Source organism: Tychonema sp. LEGE 06208, from assembly GCF_015207505.1.
Classification (GTDB): domain Bacteria; phylum Cyanobacteriota; class Cyanobacteriia; order Cyanobacteriales; family Microcoleaceae; genus Microcoleus.
Genome location: NZ_JADEWT010000076.1, coordinates 1 through 23,642, shown reverse-complemented (window position 1 = coordinate 23,642; position 23,642 = coordinate 1). Strand labels below are relative to the sequence as shown.

Sequence of the window (23,642 nt, the reverse complement as noted above, 5' to 3'; positions counted from 1 at the left end):
AGCAATAGGTAATATTCTGTCCGGTGGATTACCCTAAGAATAACGGTTTGTAGTGCGTCGTGGAGTCCTCTGTTTAAGAACGAACGGTCGTCCGCACTACGAACGGTATTAGAGAAATATTATTAGTTGAGTTTGTTTACTCAAATGTTGTAGGGCGCTTTGCGTCGCTAGAAATGGCCACACGCCCTACTAATATTTTTGCATTCTTGATTCTTGCTTGGGATTAATTCTTGTTGTCGAATCTGAGCAAGTCATGATTTGAGATTAAAGAATTGGAGGAAATATCTAAAATCTACGGTTGGATTGATGCTAGGGCCGATCGCAAATTACCTTGAAACTCGCCCAAAATTCGATCGCACTCCTGCATCTCCAAATTAGTCCAGTGCATCATCAAAGCTAATTTTACCGACTTGCCGCTTTTTTCTAGCAACAAACCCGCTTCTTCCCGGCTCAAATCAGTTAAATCCTGCAACATCCGTACCGCCCGATCGCGCAATTTCTGATTGGTCACTGCCACATCAACCATCCGATTGCCGTAAACCTTCCCCAACTTTACCATTACGCCAGTCGAAATAATATTCAAAGCCATTTTTGTGACTGTACCCGCTTTCAGGCGCGTCGAACCCGCCAGCACTTCCGGCCCCACCAACAACCGAATATCAACATCCGCCTCAAAATTCACCTGTTCTGCGGGTACGCAGGCGATAAATACAGTCTTCGCCCCCCGCTGTCGCGCCGCCTGTAGGGCACCGGCTACAAAGGGTGTTGTGCCTCCAGCCGTAATCCCGACTACCACATCGAGATTGTTAATGTGACGGTGGGCGATCGACTCTGCCCCATCTTCGGGCCGATCCTCCAAATCCTCCGAACTCCGCACCAAAGCCCCTGCACCCCCGGCTATTATGCCTTGTACGAGTTCTGGCGGGGTGCAGAAGGTGGGGGGACACTCAGCGGCATCGAGTACCCCCAAACGCCCGGAAGTCCCCGCACCGACGTAAAACAGGCGGCCTCCTTGACGCAGAGATTCGGCGGCGATGTCGATCGCCCGGGCCAACTCTTCGCGGGCGCTGGCGATCGCGCTTAAGGTTTGGGCGTCTTCCCGGTTGAACAAATCCACTAATTCGATCGAACTGAGTTGGTCTAAATTCTCGCTGTTGGCATTCACCTGTTCCGTCAGCAGATGCCCCCGTTCTTCCACATTCTTCATTTTTTGTCTGTTGTTAATGGTCATTGGTCATTGGTCATTAGTCATTAGTTATTGGTCATTGGTCATTAGTCATTAGTCATTGGTCATTTTAGCCACAGCAAGTCGAAGGCTAGTCATTGGTCATTAGTCATTGGTCATTTTATTTTAGCCGCAGCAAGTCGAAGGGTAGTCATTGGTCATTAGTCATTGGTCATTGGTCATTGGTCATTGATTTAGAGGAAAACCGCAGATAAATGCAGACAAACCCAGATACCTTTTAAATCTTGAGGCGAATGAATGCAATTCAAGTTGACTCATGACTCAGTAGTTCAGTAGCCATGACTATTGACTATTGACTACTAAGAGGGCCCGCACGCACCATCCACCGCCCCTACCCTACTGACGACTAAGAGGGCCCGCACGCACCATCCACCGCCCCTACTGACAACTGACAACTGACTACTGACTACTGACTACTGACTACTGACTACTGACAACTGACTACTGACTACTGACTCTTACAGAAGTCCTTCTAGTCGGCGGCGAATAGAATCCAGTTCGTTTTGGGAAACCTCAGAGTCCGAGTCCGCCTCCGGCTCCGGCTCTGGTTGCCCCTGCGCTTGCCACTGAGTCTGTGTTACATTGTCTTCTGGCGGAATCGCTAGCGCGCCCGCCGGTACCAGTTCCCAATCATAATCAACACTGTCGCAGAACTCCTTAATTTCTCGATCGTCGATCGCCTCGACAGTCGGTTCGGGGAAATCCTGAGCTTCCAACATCACGCCAAAGCGGGTGGCGTCGTCTTCTGACTCAAACATCAGAACTTTGTTGCGATCGCCGAGTTGAATGGTATGAATTCCCTCATTCTCGGTGCGGGCATTGAAGAGTAAGACGAACACTCGCATAAGTTTTAAAGACCTTCTTAACCACCGTTTTTTTATCTTAGAAGCGATCGGGCGATCGATTTGAGATTTGAGATTTTTGATTGAGGGTCGATCCTGCACGCGGCGCGATCGAGAGGATTTGAGGGATTTAGACAACTCGGTTGGAGATTTGAGATTTTTGATTGAGGGCCGATCCTGCACTGGGGGGAGAATCTAGAGAATTTGGGGGAGTTGGAGGACTTGGTTTTGGGTGGTGTTGCGTGTTTTGATTAAGTTCGGTAAAGGTTTTTGCAGTCTACCCTAGAGTGTGGGCGTGCCTTCTGCCGAGAGTTGGGCCCGATCGGCACTTCCGGCCTCTGTTCTGAGTCTACCAAAGGCAGAAGGCAAAAGGCAAAAGGCAAAATCAAAGAAATTCTACCGCATCGAACATTGGTTGATTTCCTTATTGGTGAATTCTCACAAGCTCTGAGAGACAAGCATGACTAACTCCGACGATGACAAAAACCAACTCGCACCCCGTCTCAGCCGCCGCTGGTGGCGCGTGCTGCTGCTTAGCGGTACGGGATTGGGCATTCTCGGCCTGGTTGGGGCGGTGGCCGCACAGGAGTGGGTGCGGAAAAACTTAGCTCCTTTGGTGGAATCTGAGGTCAGTCAGACACTCAAGAGGCCCGTGCAAATCGGAACATTGGAGCGATTTTCTCCGACTGGTTTGCGGTTTGGCCGATCGAGCGTACCCGCAACTCCTACCGATCCAGATTACGCCTCTACAGAAGCAGTAGAAGTAAAATTTTCAATTTTGCCGCTGCTGTTCAACCGCACTCTAAAATTAGATATTACCTTAATTAAACCCAGCGTTTATATCGAACAGGACAAGCAAGGTACCTGGATTAATATTCCTACATCCGAGCCCAAAAAACCAGGTTTATTTAAAACAGAAATAGATGCCGTGCGAGTTGAAAATGTCAGCGCACTTTTGGTACCAAATCCCCCCATCGGACAGCCAAAATCGGCTCCTATTTCTGTAAGTCTTAACAACGGCAACGCTTTATTTCGCGAGCAAAATCACCGCATCCTCTACGAACTCAACGGTCAATTTACTAATAATGATAATTTTGCAGTCAAGGGCGATTCTCTGTTGCCTATGGCGCAAACTAACCTGCAGTTGCAAGGTCAAAATTTGCCTTTGTCCGACCTCGCCCGCTTGCTAAAACTTCCGGGAATCTCTTTACAAAGAGGTCTGGCAAATAGCAACTTAACCGTGCAATTGCGAGAGAATAAATTATCAGCACTTACGGGAACGGCTAGTTTTGCCGGATTGCAAGCAAATATCAAGCCCCTGAAACAAACAATCCAAAATAGCAGCGGTCAATTGCGGTTTCAGGGAACTAATGTGATTGTGGATAGTTTGACTGCTAATTATGGTCTAATTCCAGTTAAAATAGCCGGAACAGTCGCAACAGGAGCAAATTTTAACCTAGATCAAGCTAGCTTCAATCTCATAACAAACCTGCAGCCGGTAGCCGTGGCAAATGTTGTCAGTACGGTAGAAGCAGAGTTAGGGCAGAAAGTGGTATTGCCGATCGCAGTAGCCGGAGAAATCAAGGCAGATACCAAACTGACTGGAACCGTTGCAAACCCACTGCTGACTGGTACGATCGCCTCCACAAAACCCGCTGTGGTCGATCGCCTGCAATTAAACAATATTAGCACTAATTTTAAGCTGGAACCGAGGAGAATGGCTCAAACCCCAACTCCCAAAACCCAATCTTCTCTTCCCCCATTTTCCTCTGTAGGTTTGGCTGTGGGCGATATCTTGGTAGTGCCGGCTGCCGGTGGTAAAATTAGCGGTAAAGGTGAAGTCGATATAGCTTTAGGAAGCGGGAATTCGCGATCGGGTTTGGTGTTTGATTTGCAAGCAGAAAATGTACCCGCAGATAATCTCGCCCAAATTTACGCTGTCCAGATTCCTGCTACTGTTAAAATCGGTAATCTCTCCGCCAAAGCTCAACTTTTCGGCCCTTTTGACAACATCCAAGCTAGAGTTCAATGGGAAGCGCTGCAAGGAAGTTTTCCCGCAAGTGGTGAAATTATCGCCGCAGGTAATGCGGTGGATTTGCAAAATACCGTTGTCAAAATTGGCGACACTAATGTAAAGGTGGATGCAGCCTTAAAAAATCGTCAGTGGGAAGCGTTGATCGAGGGCGATCGCATAGCTATTAATAGTTTGCAGCAAGTCTTGCCAGAACTTAATTTACCTCCGCAATTAACAGGTTTTTTCAGCGGAACCGCCGAGGCTGCGGGAACTCTGGACGATTTGAGTTTGAATGCGATCGCTGCTAACGCCAAAGGAACACTAGATATTGCTGACAGTATTGTTAATGTTCGTGGCAAACTAGAATCCGGCAGGTGGCAAGCTTATGGCAATACAGAACGAGTTGCTGTCAATCAATTAATTGATATTGGTTTACCGTTTTTCAACCTAAAATCCTCAGCAAATCTCGACAATATCAAATCCAAAATCCAAAATCTTAAATCCTTGGGCGGACAGCTAACAGGTGAAGTTTTAGCTACGGGAAATGTTGACAATTTGACCGCTAGCGGCATCAATATTAAGACCGACGGCAAACTCAATTTTGCTGACAGCAATGTTAATTTGCAAGGAGAATTGACAGAGGGAAATTGGCAAGCAACCGCAGAAACCGATCGCACTTCCATCAGTCGCTTGGTAGATTTAGGATTGCCGCTGTTAGATGTCGCTTCCGCCTTCAATCCCGAAAATCAACAATATAGCAATCTAAGATCCAAAATCCAAAATCTCAAATCGATTGATGGACTGCTATCTAGTCAGTTTACCGCAGCGGGAAGTCTTGACAATTTGACCGCTAGCAGCATCAATGCCAGCGGCAGAGGCCAACTCAATCTTGCCAGCAGCAATGTCAATTTTAAAGGAGAATTGGCAGAGGGAATTTGGCAAGGAATCGCAGAAACCGATCGCACTTCCATCAGCCGCCTGGTAGATTTAGGATTGCCGCTGTTAGATGTAGCTTCAGCATTCAATCCCGAAAATCAACAGTACAACAATCTAAAATCTAAAATCCAAAACCTCAAATCCCTTGACGGACAAATATCCAATCAAATTCAAGCGTCGGGAAATCTGAACAATTCAACCGCCGCCGATATTTCAGCCAACAGCAGCGGCAAACTCAATATTGCCGACGGTACTGTTGCCTTTAAAGGTAAATTAGATGGTGGACGGTTGCAAGTTTTTGCTGATGCCGATCGAGTTATTCTCAGCCGCTTAGAACAAACAATCCGCGATACCCAACTATTTACCCTGACGGCAACTTTGCCCAAAGGATTTGACGGCAGAGTTAACGGCCAACTGGAAGCAGCGGGCAGTTTGAATAACTTGACAGCCAAGGGAATTAGTGCTAAAGCAGAAGGACGAATTTTGGTCGATCGACTAGGGGCGATCGATACTGCAGCCACATTGGAAAACGGCAACTTAGAAGCATTGCTAGAAACCAACGGAGTTACAGTCAGCAACTTAGAACAAACCCTCAAACAAACAGGTTTGCTGACAGCCAATTTACCGCCAGAAATTGCCGGCACCCTCGACGGTAAAGTCCGAATTTTAGGCAGTGTAGATAATTTAACTGCCAACGGCATCACCGCCAAGGGCGACGGACAAATTCGACTCGCCAACGGCGGCGGAGTTGTCAACGCCACAGGTAGCGCCGCCTCCGGGAATTGGCGCGCGTCAATCGAAGGCGACCAAATTGCCTTAAGTCGCTTCCAGCAAGCCTTTGAAGCCCAGCGCCAAAGCTTGCAAGCCAGCGGTTTAGTCTCCCAAGCCCAAAATCTCCCGCTATTGCGAGGCATATTTAACGGCAATGTCAATTTATCCGGCCCGATAGCCGCTGCTTCGGGGGCACCGCCCCTACAAAATGTTCGCGCCGGCGGCAGTTTCCGCATCTCCGAATTGCCGTTTTTGAAACAACCTTTTGACGCAGTATTTAACTGGGACGGAAAGCGGGTAGAAATAGAAAAAGCTGCAACTCCCGGTTTGACAGCCAGCGGTTTTGTGAATGTCGAACTCGAAGGTAAAGGATTGCCCTCAATTGAAAATTTGGATTTGGATATCAAACTCTCCAATTTTAACCTCGCAGCCTTACCAACAGAACAGTTGGCATTTTTGAAAGCAGGGAATGTCAACAATTCTTCAGAAACAAATCAGCCTGTTCGCGGCAATGTCGATTTCACGGGCCGCCTCACCGGAAATCTCTCCGCCCTCAGCTTGGTTGGCGATGTGGAAGTGCGGAATTTGGCAGTAAATCAAGTTGAATTCGATCCTGTACTGGCGGGGATTGTGAGTGCGAATTCCGATAAAAGTGTAAACTTGCGTTTGGCCGGCGCAAGCGACAAAATTGAATTAGCTTTAAATTCATCTTTTCTGCCGACTTCTTTCTTAGTTAAACGCGGGGAATCTGTAGCCCGCGGCGAAACTGAGGGAGAAACTTTGCGAGTGAATTTAAGCGATTTTCCCCTCGCTGCTTTGAATCTGTCGCCCGGTAAAGATGCCGGTTTGGGGCCGATAACTGGTACGGTTTCTGGACAGGTGAATGTACCGGGCTGGAAGATGCCGTTAAATCCGCAGACTTTGCAAGCAAATGGACAAATTGCGATCGCCCAACCGGCGATCGGCTACATTAAAGGTGATAGTTTTCAAGCCGAATTTAGCTATGAAGGAGGCAGCGCCACTCTGACAAACGGCATCTTCCGCCAAGGTACGGGTGAATACTTAATTTCCGGCAATGTGAAAACCGGCGCAAACCCGGAATTTGCCGGGAAAGTTAACATCAAGCAGGGCAACTTGCAGCAGATTTTAGTCGCTTTACAATATTTCAATTTAGGCGATTTAGCCAGAGGCCTCAAACCTCCCGTTTACGCTAACGCCGCCGACGTGCAAACTGTCGCAGTCGGAGAACCGGAAGCCCCGTTAATCGAACAGTTGCGCCGTTTGGCAGAAATTGAAGTGCTTTTGCAGCAGCGGCAGGAGGTGATGGCCCAATCGCAAAAATTGCCGCCGCTATCTCAATTGCAGGGGACTTTTGGCGGGGAAATTGCTGTCGCGGGTTCTTTGCGAACCGGTGTGCAAGCTAAATTTAATGTTGAGGGCGATAATTGGCAGTGGGGCCAATATGTCGCTGAAAAGTTCAGCATTGAGGGTGGTTTTCAGGACGGGGTTTTAACTATTTTACCTCTGGAAATTCGATCGGGCAAAAGTACGATCGGCTTTTCGGGACAACTAAGTCAAAAAGCTCAATCCGGGCAGTTGCGAATCGAAAATGTGCCGGTGGAAAAGTTAGCCGAACTGGTAGAATTGCCCTTTGTCGATGTCACCGGAAATTTGAATTTGCGGGCGAACTTGGCCGGCAGTTTGGAAAATCCGCAGGCCACCGGAGAATTGAGTTTGGTTGACGGTACGCTCAACGGAGAACCGATTAAACAAGCCGACGGCAGTTTTAGTTACAGCAACGCCCGCCTCAATTTTGGTGGCAGCGCTTTGGTGACTCAAGTCGAACCGATTGAGGTTCAGGGAAGTTTGCCTTTTGAGTTGCCCTTTGCTGCTGTAAAACCTGACAGCAATCAAATTGATTTGAGGGCGAATTTGAAAAATGAAGGATTGGCAATTATTAATGTCTTGACTCCCCAAGTTGCTTGGGTCAGCGGCAAGGGACAGGTGCAAATTCGTGTCGGAGGGACGCTGCAAGAGCCTGTAGCGGAAGGAATTGCAAATTTTGAAAATGCTACCGTCCGGGCGAGGGCTTTCCCAGAACCGCTAACAGGGCTGACTGGGACGGTGCGCTTTGAGGGCGATCGAATTCGGGTAGAAGGAGTTCGGGGACAGTTGAGTCAGGGAGAAGTTGTGGCGCAGGGCGTGATTCCCCTGTCCGTGCCCTTTACCAAGGGCGATGTCGATGCAGAGAATCCTTTGGCTGTCAATCTCGACAAGCTGGCCTTGAATCTCAGAGGGTTGTATCGCGGTGGCGCAGTCGGTCAAGTCCAAGCCAGGGGCACGGCTTTTCGGCCGCGCTTGAGCGGTAACATTGAACTCTACGACGGCGAAGTATTTCTCCCAAGTGCGGGCGGCGGTGCAACTCAGTTAGTTTCTTCGCCTTCCGATTCCCCCTCTTCTCCTGCGACACAAGCTTCCCCTTCCGATTCCCCGTCTTCTCCTGCGGCCCCTCCTTCGCCTTCCGATTCTCCTTCCACGGCTTCGGCTTCTTCTTCCCCTTCCTTTGATGTGGTGTTCAGGGATTTGCAACTGAAGTTGGGCCGGGGAGTGCGGGTAACGAGTCCGCCGATATTGAGTTTCCAGGCGACTGGGGGTTTGACGGTGAATGGAACTTTAGACGATATTCGCCCGGAGGGTACGATTCGGTTGACTTCGGGGGCGGTGAATTTGTTTACAACGCAGTTTAAGCTTGATAAGGGATACCCGCAAACTGCTACCTTTATAGCGGGACAAGGACTCGATCCGACGCTGGATGTGAGGTTAGCAACTTCGGTACAGGAAGTAACGCGCTTCCGCACTCCGGGAACTTCTGTCGCCTCTGAAATAGCCGACGAACCGACAAGTTTCGGCAGCGTGCGGAGTGTCCGAATTCAAGCGTTAGTGCAGGGAAGGGCTTCTCAGTTAGCCGAAAATCTGGAGTTGAGGAGTTCTCCAAGTCGATCGGAAACAGAGATTGTAGCGCTGTTAGGCGGCAGTTTCGTGCAGACATTGGGACAGGGAGACAGTACACTGGCGATCGCAAATCTAGCCGGTGCGGGTTTATTAAACAACCTGCAATCCGTGATTACCAACGCCACAGGATTGACGGAATTTCGGTTATTTCCGACTAGAATTCGAGGCAACCAAGGAGAAACAGCCAGTTCCAGTTCTGGGGGCGCTTCCGGTGCCGGTTCCCTCGGCATAGGTTTAGAAGTTGGGGCCGATATCACGCGCAATCTTTCGGCATCAATCATTCGAGTTTTGTCAGCAAATCAGCCGACAGAATTTAATTTGCGCTATCGATTGAGCGACAAGATTTTGCTCAGAGGTTCAACTAATTTTCAAGGAGACAATCGCGCCACCGCTGAATACGAATTGAGGTTTTAGTTATTGGTTATTAGCTATTGGTTAGTGGTTATTAGTGATTAGTTATTAGCGATTAGTTATTGGTGATTAGCGATTAGTGATTAGTCATCAGTTATTTGCTAGCAATGACCAATGACCAATGACCAATGACCAATGACCAATGACCAATGACCAATTCCCCATTCCCCATTCCCATTTGTGAATAATTTGCTATAATAGTAACAGCAGCAAATTAATCCTGCCAATCCCGCACCAAAGATTATAGGAGTTAAGTCAAATGGCAAACAAACTCCAAGTAAAAACACAGTCGATCGGCTACAGTGACTTTTACTGGAACCAGTTTAGTCCGAGAGTCGCGACTATCAGCAGCATCCGCAACGCCAACCACTGGGACGGCGGATATATTACCTACATTGCATTTGCCACAAAAGTTGAAGCTACAGCAGCAATGAAATATTTGCTGCTGCATCAAAAAGCTGCCGATGTCGATATGCGAAAAGCCAAGAGAATGAAAGCAAAAGGCATTCGGTGGGAGCTAAAAATTCGGGGATTAGCTTTTAATCAAGTGTTGAAATGTGCAACTATGGATATAACTGGAAAGCTAGTTATATCGCCGGAAACAATCGGTATAACCACAGGCTGATAGCTGCCATACATATGATAGTCCTCTCCTAAGAAGCCTGCTTTTTGCAGGCTTTCCAGTCAGCCCCCCAAGTATTCTTTGACACCAATAGGTAATGCCCAGTCGCTAGAACTATCGCGTACAGTCTATATTGCATAACGTCTAATATCGCGATCGATTACCCTCACAAAAACCGTTTGTAGTGCGGACTTTAGTCCACTTAAAACCTTAGTTGCAGACTTAATTCCGCGCTACGAACCTTACTTATTTGTAGTAGCGAGTTCGCGACAGCACTATAATAAAATACCAGATGTTCCCGTTAAATCACCCCTAGCAGCCTTGGCTTTTGATTGTCCAATTTATCTTTTTTTCTGATAACTATGAGCTAGCTCATAGAAATTGCTAATAAAAACTGTCAGACTAAAAGTAATTCTCAGGTTATGAGGGTAATGATAGGGCTATCAAAAAAGCAAAGATAACCGCATCTAAACAAGTAGAAACCCTCGCGCAACTCTACCTGAAAGCCAAACCAGCCGAGATTGCTGAAAACCATCGTCCAACTCTGTGATTGGCTGATGGATGAGTTCCATCAATTGCCTTTAAATCTGCAATTTTCAAATTATGCGCGTTATGAAAACGCCCAAGAGATGTTTGCCGATATTCAACGAGGGCAGCTTTGGGTATCCGCTGACAGTTACGATTCTGCTGTTTATCCCAATCCGATATATGGATTAATTTTTCAGGGAATGTACGATTGGGATCGCTATTTGATAGGTAGTGATTTCAGCCTGGAAGGAGAAATCGCGGCTTACAAATTCACTGCAAAGCCTGCGCCAAGTTAGGACATCCAGAAGATTCTATATTCTGAAATTGTGCTGCGCTGTGCGACTCATCTTTATCTGGGAAATAGAGCAGCTCCTAAAATTGTTTTTCCGTAATTTGTTATAGAGGTAAACGATAATGCACGAATGTCCTTGTTGTTGTTATCCATTAATGCAGCACATTGAAAACAATAAAATTTGTTGGTTTTGTAACCGCTGTTGGGCCACTATGCCTGTCTTTTATGAAGTAAAATATACCTCAAATATCAAAAAAAATGAGGAATTAAATACTTTTGGGCGCGATAACAGTGTCACAATCGATGAGAAAATTTTAGAATGTAAGTAGGTAGTCTGGAAAAAACCTATCTATATAATAAAACATTAAGTTACCTAATTGGAGTTAAACTTAAGACTTGGTGTAGTGTAGTTTCCCCTTTGTCGTCTAACTTCTACTCCATGAATTACGGCCTAGGCAAGCTCTAACTCATTATCAAACAAATGTCGCAGCTAATTCATATTTTTTAATGTGTTGCACTCCAATTCAATGGGGTTCATTTCTGAACAGTACTTGGGCAAAAAAAGATATATAGGGCTTGATTTTCCCAAGGCGGCCATAACTCTTGGACTTCTTTGCATCGGTGCCCAAGGCCGTTGTCTTGTACGATTACTCTCAGTCGTCCAATCTCCGCAGCTTCCTGGGCTTCTCGTTCCATCATTTTGATATAAGCTTTCGATCAACACCCCCAATTACGCTTACCGTAAACAAAACTGATTAAGGGTTGAATAAGTCCGACAATACTTAGTCTGCGACCACGCCGCGAAAGTTTGTTCCAACCGTTTTTGCTCACCGATTGGGTAATAAGTATAACCAGGTTCACTCCACGCACTCGTACCCTGATTCATCTAAATACTTTAAGTCAATTCCTCCCGTCCCTGCCTCTAATTACAACATATCTAAGTCGGATTGCTTAGTTTCTTGTACTATGGGGTCTTGTTTTCCGTTCTGACTTTTTCTCTAACGTTTCCAAATCAACCTTTTTTTAGTATCCGTCTTAATCGGTCGGTACTTAGTTGAACAGAACGTTCTTTTTCTAATTTCGGGACTAACTGAAGACTGTTATATGTACGTGGTTCGTTTTTGAGGCATTCTTTTCAAAACTCTATATCTGACTCTTTCCACTTGGGTTTTGCCCCTCGACCAGGCGATTCCCAAAGCCCTTCCCTGCCTAGATGCGACCATTTATGTAAAACTTCTCTCACTATTTGTGGAGTCCACTTAAAATGAGCAGCTATTTTTTCAACGTACCAGCCATGTGCATTTAATCTAATTACTTCTGCTCTATCTTTGACTTTTTGTGGAACCTCCGCAATTCTCAGTTCTAATAGAGTGTTGTCTTGTTGTTGAGTCAGGAATACCCTTAATCTAGCGGCCATATATTGAGTTAAGTAGGTAGATGTATTCTCTTTCTTTACTTATTTGAACATAGTTCAGTTTTTTTGCGCCGACCTACTTAAACGTCATCATAGTGTAGACAAAGATAGTGGTTCCACGAGCTATATCGAGCGCTTCAATTGCACCATTCGACAACGAGTATCTAGCTTGGTGAGAAAAAGCTTATTCTTCTCTAAGAAATTGGAAAATTATATTGCTTCTATTTGGCGTTTTGTGCATCATTATAATGCTAGTTTACCACTCTAGATATCTACTTTTCTTTGAAGTCGGTTTTGTTCGATCATCTCGATCCTTTCCTTCAGGGCACTACCGCAGTGGCTTGTCCTATATTACCTATCATATTTAAGTAGCATTTTTTGCAATCACCTTTGTAAGCATATCAAAAGTAGGACAACAATACTTATATTAAGCAAGTCTACTTAGCAACAACAGACAAACTGCGAAGCCGATTAATTGCCGCCGCTAATTCAAAGCGTCGAAACATCGCAAAATCCCCTTCAGGAAAAGAAGATAAAATATCCATCCCGCGCCCATCAATATCTGCCATCACCAAATCAATGATTTCCGACAAAGTGCGTTTCCCGTCCATGTATTGCTGCTTAGCATAAACCATAGTCGCAGCGATCGCCCTTAACTGTCCGCTGTCCACAATTTGCTCGATCGCACCCAAATCAACATCCTCAGTTCCAAAAGCCAATTCATCAACATTCCGCACCTTCACCCGCACATCTCGCCGTCCCCGACTAGGGTCTAAACTAGCTGGAATCGGCACTCTTTGAGTAATCTCACCAAAACTTCCCCCCCCTTCAGCAGCGCGACTAATAGAGTATTTCTTAGCAATTTCTTTAGCTTTTTCCGTCACGTTATATGCTTGAAAATTATCCATTGAAATCACAGTATCCGCCACATCAAAATAATCGCCGCTTCCCCCCATGACTAAAATAGTCGATACACCACAATCTGTATACAACTGTTTAACTTTATCGATAAACGGCGTAATCGGTTCCTTATCCTTAGCGACGAGTTCTTGCATTCTGCGATCGCGAATCATAAAATTAGTCGCCGCCCTATCCTCATCCACCAATAAAACAGGCATTCTCCCCACTTCCAAAGCCTCAATAATATTAGCAGCTTGCGAGGTACTGCCGCTCGCATTTTCAGTATAAAATTGTGCCGTATCTCTACCTTGCGGCAAGCCAGCAATAAAAGGAGAAATATCCACTCCGGCAACACTTCTGCCATCTTCCGCCCTAATTTTAACCGCCGCCGAATTTGCCACAACAAATTCCCTACCATCTCCCGGAATTTGGTTGTAAACTCCCAACTCAATCGCCCTGAGTAAAGTTGATTTGCCGTGATAGCCGCCGCCAACAATCAAAGTAATGCCAGCCGGAATACCCATACCGGAAATCTCACCGCGATTCGGACAATTAAACTCAACTTTTAACGAAGGCGGCGACACAAAAGCCACAGCATCATTTAACAAAGGGCGATTGTCAACACCGCTGCGGCGGGGCAAAATAGAACCATCAGCAACAAACCCAACTAATTGTTTTTCAGCTAACTGCTGCCGCAGCCAGTCAGCATCTTCTACGGTTTCAACGTGACGGCGACATTCCGCTGCATTTAAGCTAGAATATTTCAGAGATTGGCTGACAATTCGCGGGATATCTTCGCACAGCATTTCAGCAGCTTGTTGCCCTAAAATACTGCGTCCGCCTGCGGGAAGTCCCACAACAAATCGCTGTTCAACTCCTCCTAAATCTGCGATATCTGATGCTGTTGAGGAAATAATAAATGCGGCAGTTCGTTCTAAAACTTCTTGTCCGAAGCGAGTCACTGCAATCAAACCGCTTTTGCCAGTGCCGCGCTTGCTGCTATTGCTGTATGTGGCTTTGTCAAACTGGCGAGTTAGGTAATCTCGCAGGGCTATTTCTCGACTGCGGGATTTAAAAAGTTCGTGGGGAATTCGAGCAATTTCTGGTGGAACTATGACTCTAAATTTACTGGGAGAGGCAAAGGGATCTCCCTGTACGTAATCAATAATCAATGTAAATTCATCAAAGTTATAGCTACCTTGAATCTCTTTGTAAGCTTTGTAACCTCGATTGTCTAGTTGCAGTAAATGCCGTTTTAAGCTTTCTTTGTTAGTCATTAAGAAAAAGTTATTGGTTATTGGTTATTAGTTATTAGTTATTGGTCATTGGTTATTGGTTATTGGTTATTGGTTATTGGTTATTGGTTATTGGTTATTGGTTATTGGTTATTGGTTATTGGTTATTGGTTATTAGTCATCAGTGCTGTCCACGCTCGCGAAGGTTATCATTCATCACTCAATTAGGAAGAAGTAAGAAGTAAGAAGGAAGAAGGAAGAAGGAAATAACCTAATTACCAATTACCAATTGCCAATTACCAATTACCAATTATTGAATTTCTAATAATTTAGCTGTGGCATTAACCACAATTTGAGCAGAACCGGCGAAAAAAGGTCGATCGATAGTTGCTAGTGTATCAGTAGGCTGGTGGTAGTGGGGCGATCGCAAATTTGCAGTATCCGTCACCAACACAGCACCAATTCCTTTATACCAGAAAGGAGCGTGGTCGCTTCTCAAAACATCAGGAGTCAGCAACCCTTTCAGAGGAACCGGCAGCGCCACCACTGGCGGCAAATCGGCGTTTCCCGACTCAGCAAAAGTTTTCAACAGCAGCGGATGTTCCGCATCCCCAACTACAGCAATAAACTCGCCTTTGTCGGGAGAAGTTACCCCCGATGCTTCTAGAAAAGGTTGCGCCGTCAACCCTTCGGGATATTGCTGACACCCAGACGTGCGACAGGCATAACCAACCATATCTAAAACTACCACTGCCTGCAAATTTTTTAACCGCGCCGCGCTACCGGTGAATGATAAACTGCCTAAAAGTCCGAGTTCTTCCCTGTCAAAAAATGCTACTTGTAATGTCCGAGGAGTGGGACGAGAACCAAGCAATCTTGCTACTTCTAAAACTACTGCAACTCCCGTCGCATTGTCGTCAGCCCCTGGCGATTTCGGTACAGTATCGTAGTGTGCCGCAACTAAAATTTTACCTGCATTTGAGTCAGTACCTTTTCTCTCAGCAAAGACGTTAATTCCGCCATCGAACGGCTGCAACTCTGGCAAAAATCCTGATGTTTGCAATTGTTGGGAAATGTAGTCTCTACTAAAAGAGCGAGATTCTTCTCTATCGCGTTCTCCTACTAGATTTTCGACGTGTTTCCATAACCGAGATCTGTCAATTTGGGGCGCGAGTACAGCATTTTTTTCAACAGTCAGCGGCGGTGGAGAGGGGTTTTGGAAAGTGTCGGTTGCTCGCACTACCGACACTTCCGGTACTGCCGATAACCGCTGCCACGAACCAGAACCCCAACCCACAGCCGCCAGCGCAACCAAAATAAATAGGGCTATCCAAATCAATTGTTTCATCAGTAAGTTTATTTAAAATTTTAGGCTGTTTTATTTTATATTTTACATTAATATCATGTCTGGTAGATTGACAACGATAATATTGTTTCGCACGCGCGAACTGTATAGCAATCCGGCGTTGCTGAATTAACTTCCAGGCTATACCTCCGCACCCAAAAAGGTCGGCAGAGCCTCTGGATCTGCGTTACTTTCGCTCGAACTGGTAACGAGTAACGAGCAAACGATTAGGGAGGCAGAGCCTCCGAACCTGCATTACCAGGCAGAGCCTGGTAACGAGTAAAAACTGAGATGTTCCCAACCATTTAAATATCGACATCGGAAGTTTCACACTTATTGAGTAATTCGACAATGGCGATATTCAACGATACTAATTTACGTTAAAATATTACCATATTTAACTATTTTTTATCCAATTCAATCTCCTTGTTTCCCAATATCAAGCTATGACTGCTAGACCAAGCGTAGGGAATAGTTTTTGCGGAAAATTCTACAATTTCAGTTGGTTGTTGAAACCACTCGGAATAACTGGGATTTAGTTGGTCGTACAGTGCTTTTAAAGCTTGAATTTCTGCCTCTAGTTGCGCTGCTGCTTGATTAATTCTGCGAGCTTGTGCTTGCAAGCGCTTTTCTCCGGTGTGAACGTTGTTTTCTACTTCTTGCCAGTGCTGTCCGGCTAGCAATTTGTCTAGTTCGCCTTGTTTGTAATCGAGTACCGCCTGTTTTTGTTGCAGTTGCTTTTCAATAATTTGAGTTTCTCGGTCAATCTCCTGAATTTGCTGCAACCATTGCTCCCCAAAGACAGCATTTTGCTGATGGAACTCGGCAATGGCTTCAGGAGTATTATTTTTGGGAAAGCTGACTGTCACTCGGCACTCTGAGCGCTGGGAAGAAAGTTTGTCCCGCGACTCTTGCAGGGTGGCAATTTCTGCTTGCAGCCGGCGGACTTCTGTTTGGAGTTCTGGGATTGTCTGACTCATTGGTTCAATTAGTGGATTTCTGCATCGATTTTAAGCTAATTGTTGATTTCTGGACGCACAGGAAGTCCGATCGCTTGGTTTTAGATCGGGGCTGGGGGCTGCAACTAAAATATTTTCGTGAAAAAATTGCTGGTTGAGCTTCGACTCCGCTCAGTTACCGCGCCGCCGAAATCCGGTTTATAGGCATCCGTGCGTCAGTCCTGTTGTTTATTTTTATAACAAATCTCTGTCGCTTCCTCACCACAATTATCTAATTTTAGCGCGCTCCAGTCAGTGTCTAGGCATAATGGCGGATAATTTGTAGCACAATGGCCGATGACAGCTTTTTAATTATGATTCAAATTATAATTAGTTATGCAAATAAATTACTGCTTGCGTAAATTTATTTGACACAATTACAATAAATTAAGGTCGGATATATTTTTTGGTCGCATCTACAGTTACGTTCAAGTTGTTCACATTTTTTACGGCGGTCAAGCATTTTTTTAAAGTTAGCAATTGGAACCCATGAAAATTACTGGTAAATTAATGTTAGGATACTTAACTGCTGCTGTGTTTGGTGTGGAATGTTGCATTAATGCAAAAATATTGCCGCTAAGTGTAGGGGATGGAGGTGGAAATCGTACTGTAGAAGCAAGTGTGGTAGCGCCTGACAAAATTAGCTATTTGCGATCGGCATCTGGCGCTAATTCTGCAATGGCTGACTTATTTGGGGCTCAATCATCCCCAATAGCACCGATCGCTCAACCAAGCGACAATTTTATACAGTCTCAGGAAAATCCTCAAAAAGAGCCTATTTTAAGTTTTAAAATTATTGATTATTATCTGGCTTTTATTTTGGGGTCAATTTTTTTATTAATCAGGATGAATGGGGTAGGTATGTTATCTCAGGCGATCGGGTTAATTAAATCGAAGCCTGAAACAGACAAGAACAAGCTAACAGCAGCATATCAATTGTTGCATCTACCAAAAGAACAGGATATCCGAGATACTATTGCTAAAATGACCCAAGATTTGCAGCAAACTGCCGAATACGCCTTCGATATTTGCGAGGAAATGAGCGTCTCGATAATTGCGACTACCCCTGGCGGTCGTATCCTATCGTTAAATCAAGCTACTTGTCAACTTTTAGGATACTCAAAAAAAGAGTTGTTAGGCGCACCAATAGCCGGACTTTTTCATAAAAATGAAGCGCCGCCAACGGGGTTAGAATTAGAAAATTTAACGACCGAAGATTCTGTTCGCAATGTCGAAAAAATTTATATTTCCAAACATGGAAAAAAAATAATTGTGCTGCTTTCTATTTCAATTATTCGGAATGGCAAAGGTAAGGTTAGCGGCAAGTTATATGTAGCACAAGATATTACCTATCGCAAGCAGGCTGAAAGAGATTTGCGGCGCAGTGAAAAAAAGTTTCGGCAACTGATAGAAACTGTTAATGCTGCTGCATTGATCTATCAGCGCAGACAGTTGCGTTATGTCAATTCTCAGACAGAAGCTTTCACTGGATATAGTCGGGAAGAATTGCTAGCGTTGGATTTATATGACTTGATCGATCCAGATTTTCATGAAATAGTTAAAAAATGGGGTAAATCCCGCCATCCGCGAGAAACGGCAGGCTCAAAATACGAAGTAAAATTTATCACAAAAACCGGAGAATCACGCTGGATAGAAGCAACTGTAAATATTATTAAATTTGAGAGAAAACCGTCAATATTAGTCACAGTCTTTGATATCAGCGATCGCAAATTAGCAGAGTTAGAATTAGAAACATCTCTTTCGTTGCTTCAAGCAACCATTGAATCTACTGCTGACGGTATTCTGGCGGTTGACGGCGAGGGAAAAGTTGTCAGCTTTAACCGCAAGTTTGCCAAAATGTGGCAGGTGCCAGATGTTCTACTAAATTCGAGAGATCACAACCAAATTTTGGAGTTTGGAATCAACCAGTTAAAATACCCGGAAATCTTTGTCAACCGCGCTAAAGAATGGTCAGATCGTCCGGCGGCTGAAACTTACGATATTATTGAGTTTAAAGATGGCAGAATCTTCGAGCGTTACTCGTTACCCCAGCACACCGGAGGCAAAATTACTGGTCGAGTATTCAGCTTTCGAGATGTCACGGAACGCTTGCAATCTGAAGAAAAACTCCGCAAAAGTGAAGAACGCTTTCACCTGCTGACTAGGGCCACAAATGATGCAGTATGGGATTTCAATTTGTCAAAAAATGAGTATTGGTTGAGCGAAGAGTTTGAAAAAGTATTTGGATACAAACTCAACGATACTCAGACGATAGACTTTGACTTGTGGTGGCAAAACATTCATCCCGAAGAACGGGAAAGAGTGATGTCAAGCTTCAACGAAACAATGAAATCTGATGCTGAATTTTGGTCGGAGGAATATAGCTTTCATCGTGCAGATGGGGGATATGTTTTTGTGTTAGATCGCGGGTACATCATCCGCAATGAAAGTGGCAAAGCAGTAAGGGCGATCGGTACGATGATGGACATCACTCAGCGCAAGCAAGCTGAAGAAATTATTCGCTATCAAGCGGTTTACGATCAACTCACGGGTTTACCGAATCGGATACTTTTTAACGAGCGACTGACGGCAGCATTAAGACAAGCTAAAAAAAATAAAAAAATGCTGGCTGTGATGTTTTTAGATTTGGATAGGTTCAAAAAAATTAATGATACACTAGGTCACGCTGCGGGCGATCGCCTTTTAGAAAGTTTTGCCGGACGGATCAGCGACACTTTGCGATCGACTGATACGGTAGCCCGGTGGGGAGGCGACGAATTTACCGTACTGCTTCCCGATCTCAATTGCTTAGAAGATGCAGTTAAAACAGCTCAAAGAATTATTGACTATTTAAAGCCCCCTTTTAAACTAGAAGAACAGCCGTTTCACGTCAGCAGCAGCATCGGTATTGCCGTTTATCCCAACGACGGCGAAGATGCCGAAACTTTAGTCAAAAATGCCGATGCGGCCTTGTACCGCGCTAAAGACATGGGAAGAAATAACTATCAGTTATATACTTCAACAATCAATCCGCAAGGCAGCCAATTGCTGACTCTGGAAAACAGGCTCCACGAAGCATTAGCACAGGGAGAATTTGAGGTTTTCTACCAGCCAAAAGTCAATATCACTACTTGGAAAATTCAGGGTATGGAAGCCCTGCTGCGCTGGCACCATCCAGAATTAGGTTTAGTTTCGCCCGCTACATTTATTCCGATGGCAGAAGACAACGGATTAATTGTAGCTATTGGGGAATGGGTGCTGCAAACTGCCTGCACTCAGAATAAAGCTTGGCAGGATGCTTTGCAACCTGATTTGCGGGTAGCAGTCAACTTTTCGGCCAGGCAGTTTCAGCAATTTAATTTAGTGGAAATGGTGACGAACTGCTTGAAAAAAACTGGTTTAGAACCGAAGTATTTAGAGTTAGAAATTACCGAAAGTACAGCGATGCAAGATGTGGATTATACCACAAAAGTTCTGAGGGAGTTGCAGAATATGGGAGTGCAGATTGTGCTGGACGATTTTGGCACGGGTTATTGTTCTCTAAGTTATCTCACAAAGTTTCCGTTGAATATCTTAAAAATCGACAAATCTTTTATCAACGGGCTGACGACAGATCCGTCCGAACGGGCGATCGCCAATGCTGTAGCGACGCTGGGTCGAGATTTGAATTTGAGCGTGGTAGCAGAGGGAGTAGAAACTAAAGAGCAGTTGGATTGTTTGCGATCGCTCCACTGTCAAGAAATTCAGGGTCACTATTTTAGCAAGGCGCTCTCGGCCGGCGATGCTAGTAAACTTTTGGTAAATTCTCTGTTGCGGAAAGTCAAAATTGCATAATTTGCCAGTAGTCAGTGGTCAGTGGTCAGTAGTCAGTAGTCAGTGGTCAGTGGTCAGTAGTCAGTGGTCAGTAGTCAGTGGTCAGTGGTCAGTAGTCAGTGGTCAGTAGTCAGTAGTCGTATAGTGTCTGGTCAATTTACCTATCTAAAATTGCTTGCTAGTGCGGAATGCGAGTCCGCTTTTATGGAGCGGACTCGCATTCCGCACGCGCGCGCGATCCTCTTTTGTGACGATCGTCCTCGATCGCAAATCAGATCATTAGTCAATAGCGGTTGAGACGGTTGAAAAAGACGGCGGGTCTTCTTCAACCCACGGAGGTGGGTTTTGTTGGTATCGACGCGGTTGCAACTGCGCCCGGAAGAGTGCGATCGATCGCCCGCGCCACTTAAAAACTTAAAATAGTGTGCAGAATCACGGACTTGCGGCTAAAGACAGAGGAAAATATCGCTACTCCAATATAAAAGCTTTGTCTATGCAGCCAATTCGCACATTTAACGTTTCGCCCTCGTTACCGACAATTCTCGAACCCCTACGCAAACTTGCCTACAACTTGCACTGGGATTGGAACGTTGACACCAAAGACTTATTCCGCCGCCTCGATCGAGACCTGTGGGACTCCAGCAACCAAAACCCGGTACTGATGCTGGGAACCATATCCCAAGAGCGACTGCAAGAAATGGCGGAAGACGACGGCTTCATTGCCCAAATGAAACGAGCCGCCCAGCAGTTGGACGATTATCTCAAAAACCGCGCCTGGTATCGCAAAGAGCGCGGTACAGAGCGCCAGGAATGCTACGCTTACTTTTCGATGGAATTCGGCTTAGTAAAAGCCCTACCAATCTATTCCGGCGGTTTGGGCGTGCTCGCAGGCGACCACCTCAAATCAGCTAGCGATTTGGGCTTGCCCTTAGCCGGCGTGGGCTTGCTCTACCAAGAAGGCTATTTTTCGCAGTATCTCAACGCCGACGGCTGGCAGCAAGAACGCTATCCGCTGAACGATTTCTACAATATGCCGCTCCACCTAGAACGCAATCCCGACGGTTCGGAATTGCGGATTGAGGTAGACTATCCAGGCCGCAAGGTGTACGCGCGGATTTGGCGAGTACAAGTGGGAACTGTTCCTTTGTACTTGATGGATACAAATATTGAACCTAACAGCCGCTACGACCAAGATATTTCCGACCAACTGTACGGCGGAGACAAAACTCTGCGGATGCACCAAGAAATCATGCTGGGCATCGGTGGCGTGAAAATGCTCAAGGCCCTGGGCTTGACAGTCACGGCTTATCACATGAACGAAGGCCACGCGGCTTTCATGGCTTTGGAACGGATTCGGATGCTGATGGAGGAATATCACCTGAGTTTCGTGGAAGCAGAACAGGTGGTGATTTCGAGCAGTATGTTTACGACTCACACGCCGGTGCCTGCTGGGTTTGACTTGTTCGAGCCGGATATGGTGATGCACTATCTGGGTCAATATGCCAAGATGTTTGGCTTGTCGCAAGATGAGTTTCTGGCGTTGGGCCGAGAGAATGTTGGCGATTTGTCCGCACCTCTGAATATGGCAATTTTGGCAATAAAGATGTCGAGTTTTGTCAACGGGGTGGCGGCTTTGCACGGTGTGGTGTCGCGCCCGATGTTCCAGGGGTTATGGCCGGGTTTACCTCAAGAAGAAGTGCCGATTACTTCGATTACGAATGGGGTACACGCTCGCAGTTGTGTGGCGAAGTCTACTCAGGAATTGTACGATCGATACCTTGGCCCGGAGTGGGAAATGACTCGCAAGGACGATCGCCTGTGGGACAGAATTTCGTCGATTCCTGACGAGGAATTGTGGCGGAATCACGAACGCTGTCGATCGGAGTTGGTGGTATTCGCGCGGGAGTGGCTGCAAAAGACCTTGCGCGAGCGCGGTGCGGCTCAAACCGAAATCGAATACGCGCGCGAGGCTCTCAATCCGAAGGTGCTGACGATCGGGTTTGCGCGCCGTTTTGCTACTTACAAGCGGGCGACGCTGTTTTTGCGCGATGTCGATCGAATTATGCGGATCATGCGGGATCAAAACCGCCCCGTGCAGTTTGTGATTGCTGGGAAGGCTCACCCGATGGATATTCCGGGTAAGGAATTGATTCGGGATATCGTTCACTTCATCCGCGAACACGAAACTATCAATTCGATGGTGTTTCTGCCGAATTACGACATTAACGTCGCTCGGATGATGGTATCTGGCTGCGATGTGTGGCTGAATACGCCCCGCCGCCCCCGCGAGGCTTCGGGTACTTCCGGGATGAAAGCTGCGATGAATGGTTTGCCGAATCTGAGCATTCTTGACGGTTGGTGGGATGAGGCGGATTATGTTCGCACCGGTTGGCCGATCGGACATGGGGAGTTTTACGAAGATACTGAGTATCAGGATGAGGTTGAGGCCAATGCTTTGTACGACTTGATGGAAAAGGAAGTTGTACCGCTGTTTTACAACCGAGATGCTGATGGAATTCCTCGCGGTTGGACGGAGAAAATGAAGGATTCAATTCGCTTGAACTGTCCTTTCTTCAATACAGCTCGGATGGTGAAGGATTACGCGCGGCGGGCTTATTTCCCCGTGAGCGATCGCTTCCACACCATGACTTCGGATAATTGTGCTCCGGCGAAGGAATTGTCTCACTGGAAGAAGCACGTTCTCGCGAAGTGGAACGACATTAAGATTGAGGCTGTTGATATTTCCCAGGATAAGGAAGTTAAGGTCAATCAGTCGATCGCGGTTAAATCTCGCATCAACCTGATGGGATTGACGCCTGCGGATGTGCAAGTGGAACTTTATCAAGGTTCGGTTGATGCTAACGGCGATATTGTCGGCGGCGTGCCGGTGGTAATGGAGTATTTGGGAGAAGATTCTCACAATGCTAGCCTTTATACGGCCGACATTACTTATACTTCTAGCGGTTTACAAGGTTTGTCCTTGCGCGTTTTGCCGAAGCACGACAATCTCAGCAGCCCCTATGAAGCTGGTGTGATTCTCTGGGCACATTAAGAAGGAAGTCAGTAGTCAGTAGTCAGTAGTCAGTAGTCAGTAGTCAGTAGTCAGTAGTCAGTAGTCAGTAGTCAGTAGTCAGTAGTCAGTAGTCAATAGTCAGTAGTTGGGAGTCAGTGGTCAGTAGTCAGTAGTCAGTAGTTGGGAGTCGGGAGAATAAAGGAAGATTTTCCTAATTCTCCCCCTCTCCCAATCTCCCCCTCTCCCAATC

Annotated in this window: 10 protein-coding genes and 2 pseudogenes; 6 read left to right on the top strand and 6 right to left on the bottom strand. The window is 46.0% G+C overall.

Annotation, left to right across the window (positions count from 1 at the left end; all coding sequences use genetic code 11):
- Positions 1-292: 292 nt before the first annotated feature.
- A complete protein-coding gene (gene murQ, locus IQ263_RS19065) occupies positions 293-1,207 on the bottom strand; it encodes an N-acetylmuramic acid 6-phosphate etherase (protein WP_194069314.1) in 915 nt (304 codons plus the stop codon).
- Between the two features lie 497 nt (positions 1,208-1,704).
- Positions 1,705-2,091: a DUF3110 domain-containing protein gene (locus IQ263_RS19060; RefSeq protein ID WP_194012547.1), complete on the bottom strand. Its 387-nt coding sequence runs from the start codon at positions 2,089-2,091 to the stop codon at positions 1,705-1,707.
- Positions 2,092-2,548: 457 nt separating this feature from the next.
- On the opposite strand from IQ263_RS19060, the gene IQ263_RS19055 reads away from it, so the two are divergent.
- The 3 genes from IQ263_RS19055 (at position 2,549) to IQ263_RS28745 (ending at position 10,678) form a co-directional block, all read left to right on the top strand.
- Positions 2,549-9,235: a translocation/assembly module TamB domain-containing protein gene (locus tag IQ263_RS19055; RefSeq protein WP_194069295.1), complete on the top strand. Its 6,687-nt coding sequence runs from the start codon at positions 2,549-2,551 to the stop codon at positions 9,233-9,235.
- A 256-nt stretch (positions 9,236-9,491) separates the two neighbouring features.
- Positions 9,492-9,857 carry a hypothetical protein gene (locus IQ263_RS19050; RefSeq protein ID WP_194069292.1) on the top strand — a complete coding sequence of 122 codons (366 nt, stop codon included), beginning with the start codon at positions 9,492-9,494 and terminating at the stop codon, positions 9,855-9,857.
- A 518-nt stretch (positions 9,858-10,375) separates the two neighbouring features.
- Entirely contained in the window at positions 10,376-10,678 is a 303-nt protein-coding gene (locus IQ263_RS28745) for a hypothetical protein (RefSeq protein ID WP_228050184.1), read from the top strand.
- 486 nt (positions 10,679-11,164) lie between these two features.
- Here IQ263_RS28745 and IQ263_RS19040 read toward each other — a convergent pair.
- Positions 11,165-12,091, bottom strand: a pseudogene (locus IQ263_RS19040) (IS630 family transposase).
- 82 nt (positions 12,092-12,173) lie between these two features.
- Here IQ263_RS19040 and IQ263_RS19035 point away from each other — a divergent pair.
- Positions 12,174-12,356: pseudogene (locus tag IQ263_RS19035) on the top strand (IS1 family transposase); the annotation flags it as partial.
- Between the two features lie 169 nt (positions 12,357-12,525).
- Here the strand turns inward: IQ263_RS19035 and IQ263_RS19030 are convergent.
- The 3 genes from IQ263_RS19030 to IQ263_RS19020 all read right to left on the bottom strand — a co-directional run bounded on the left by IQ263_RS19030 (position 12,526) and on the right by IQ263_RS19020 (position 16,548).
- Positions 12,526-14,265: an ABC-ATPase domain-containing protein gene (locus IQ263_RS19030; RefSeq protein ID WP_194069284.1), complete on the bottom strand. Its 1,740-nt coding sequence runs from the start codon at positions 14,263-14,265 to the stop codon at positions 12,526-12,528.
- 268 nt (positions 14,266-14,533) lie between these two features.
- The gene (locus IQ263_RS19025) at positions 14,534-15,571 is read right to left on the bottom strand and encodes a M28 family peptidase (RefSeq protein WP_194069282.1); all 1,038 of its coding nucleotides are present in this window, start codon (positions 15,569-15,571) and stop codon (positions 14,534-14,536) included.
- Between the two features lie 398 nt (positions 15,572-15,969).
- Positions 15,970-16,548 (bottom strand): hypothetical protein, encoded by a 579-nt coding sequence (locus IQ263_RS19020; protein ID WP_194069281.1) that lies wholly within the window; start codon positions 16,546-16,548, stop codon positions 15,970-15,972.
- Positions 16,549-17,055: 507 nt separating this feature from the next.
- On the opposite strand from IQ263_RS19020, the gene IQ263_RS19015 reads away from it, so the two are divergent.
- Both IQ263_RS19015 and glgP read left to right on the top strand, forming a co-directional pair.
- Positions 17,056-20,400, top strand: a complete 3,345-nt coding sequence (locus IQ263_RS19015) for an EAL domain-containing protein (protein ID WP_228050183.1) — start codon at positions 17,056-17,058, stop codon at positions 20,398-20,400.
- A 472-nt stretch (positions 20,401-20,872) separates the two neighbouring features.
- Positions 20,873-23,431 (top strand): alpha-glucan family phosphorylase, encoded by a 2,559-nt coding sequence (gene glgP / locus IQ263_RS19010; RefSeq protein ID WP_194069310.1) that lies wholly within the window; start codon positions 20,873-20,875, stop codon positions 23,429-23,431.
- The last annotated feature ends 211 nt before the right edge of the window (positions 23,432-23,642 follow it).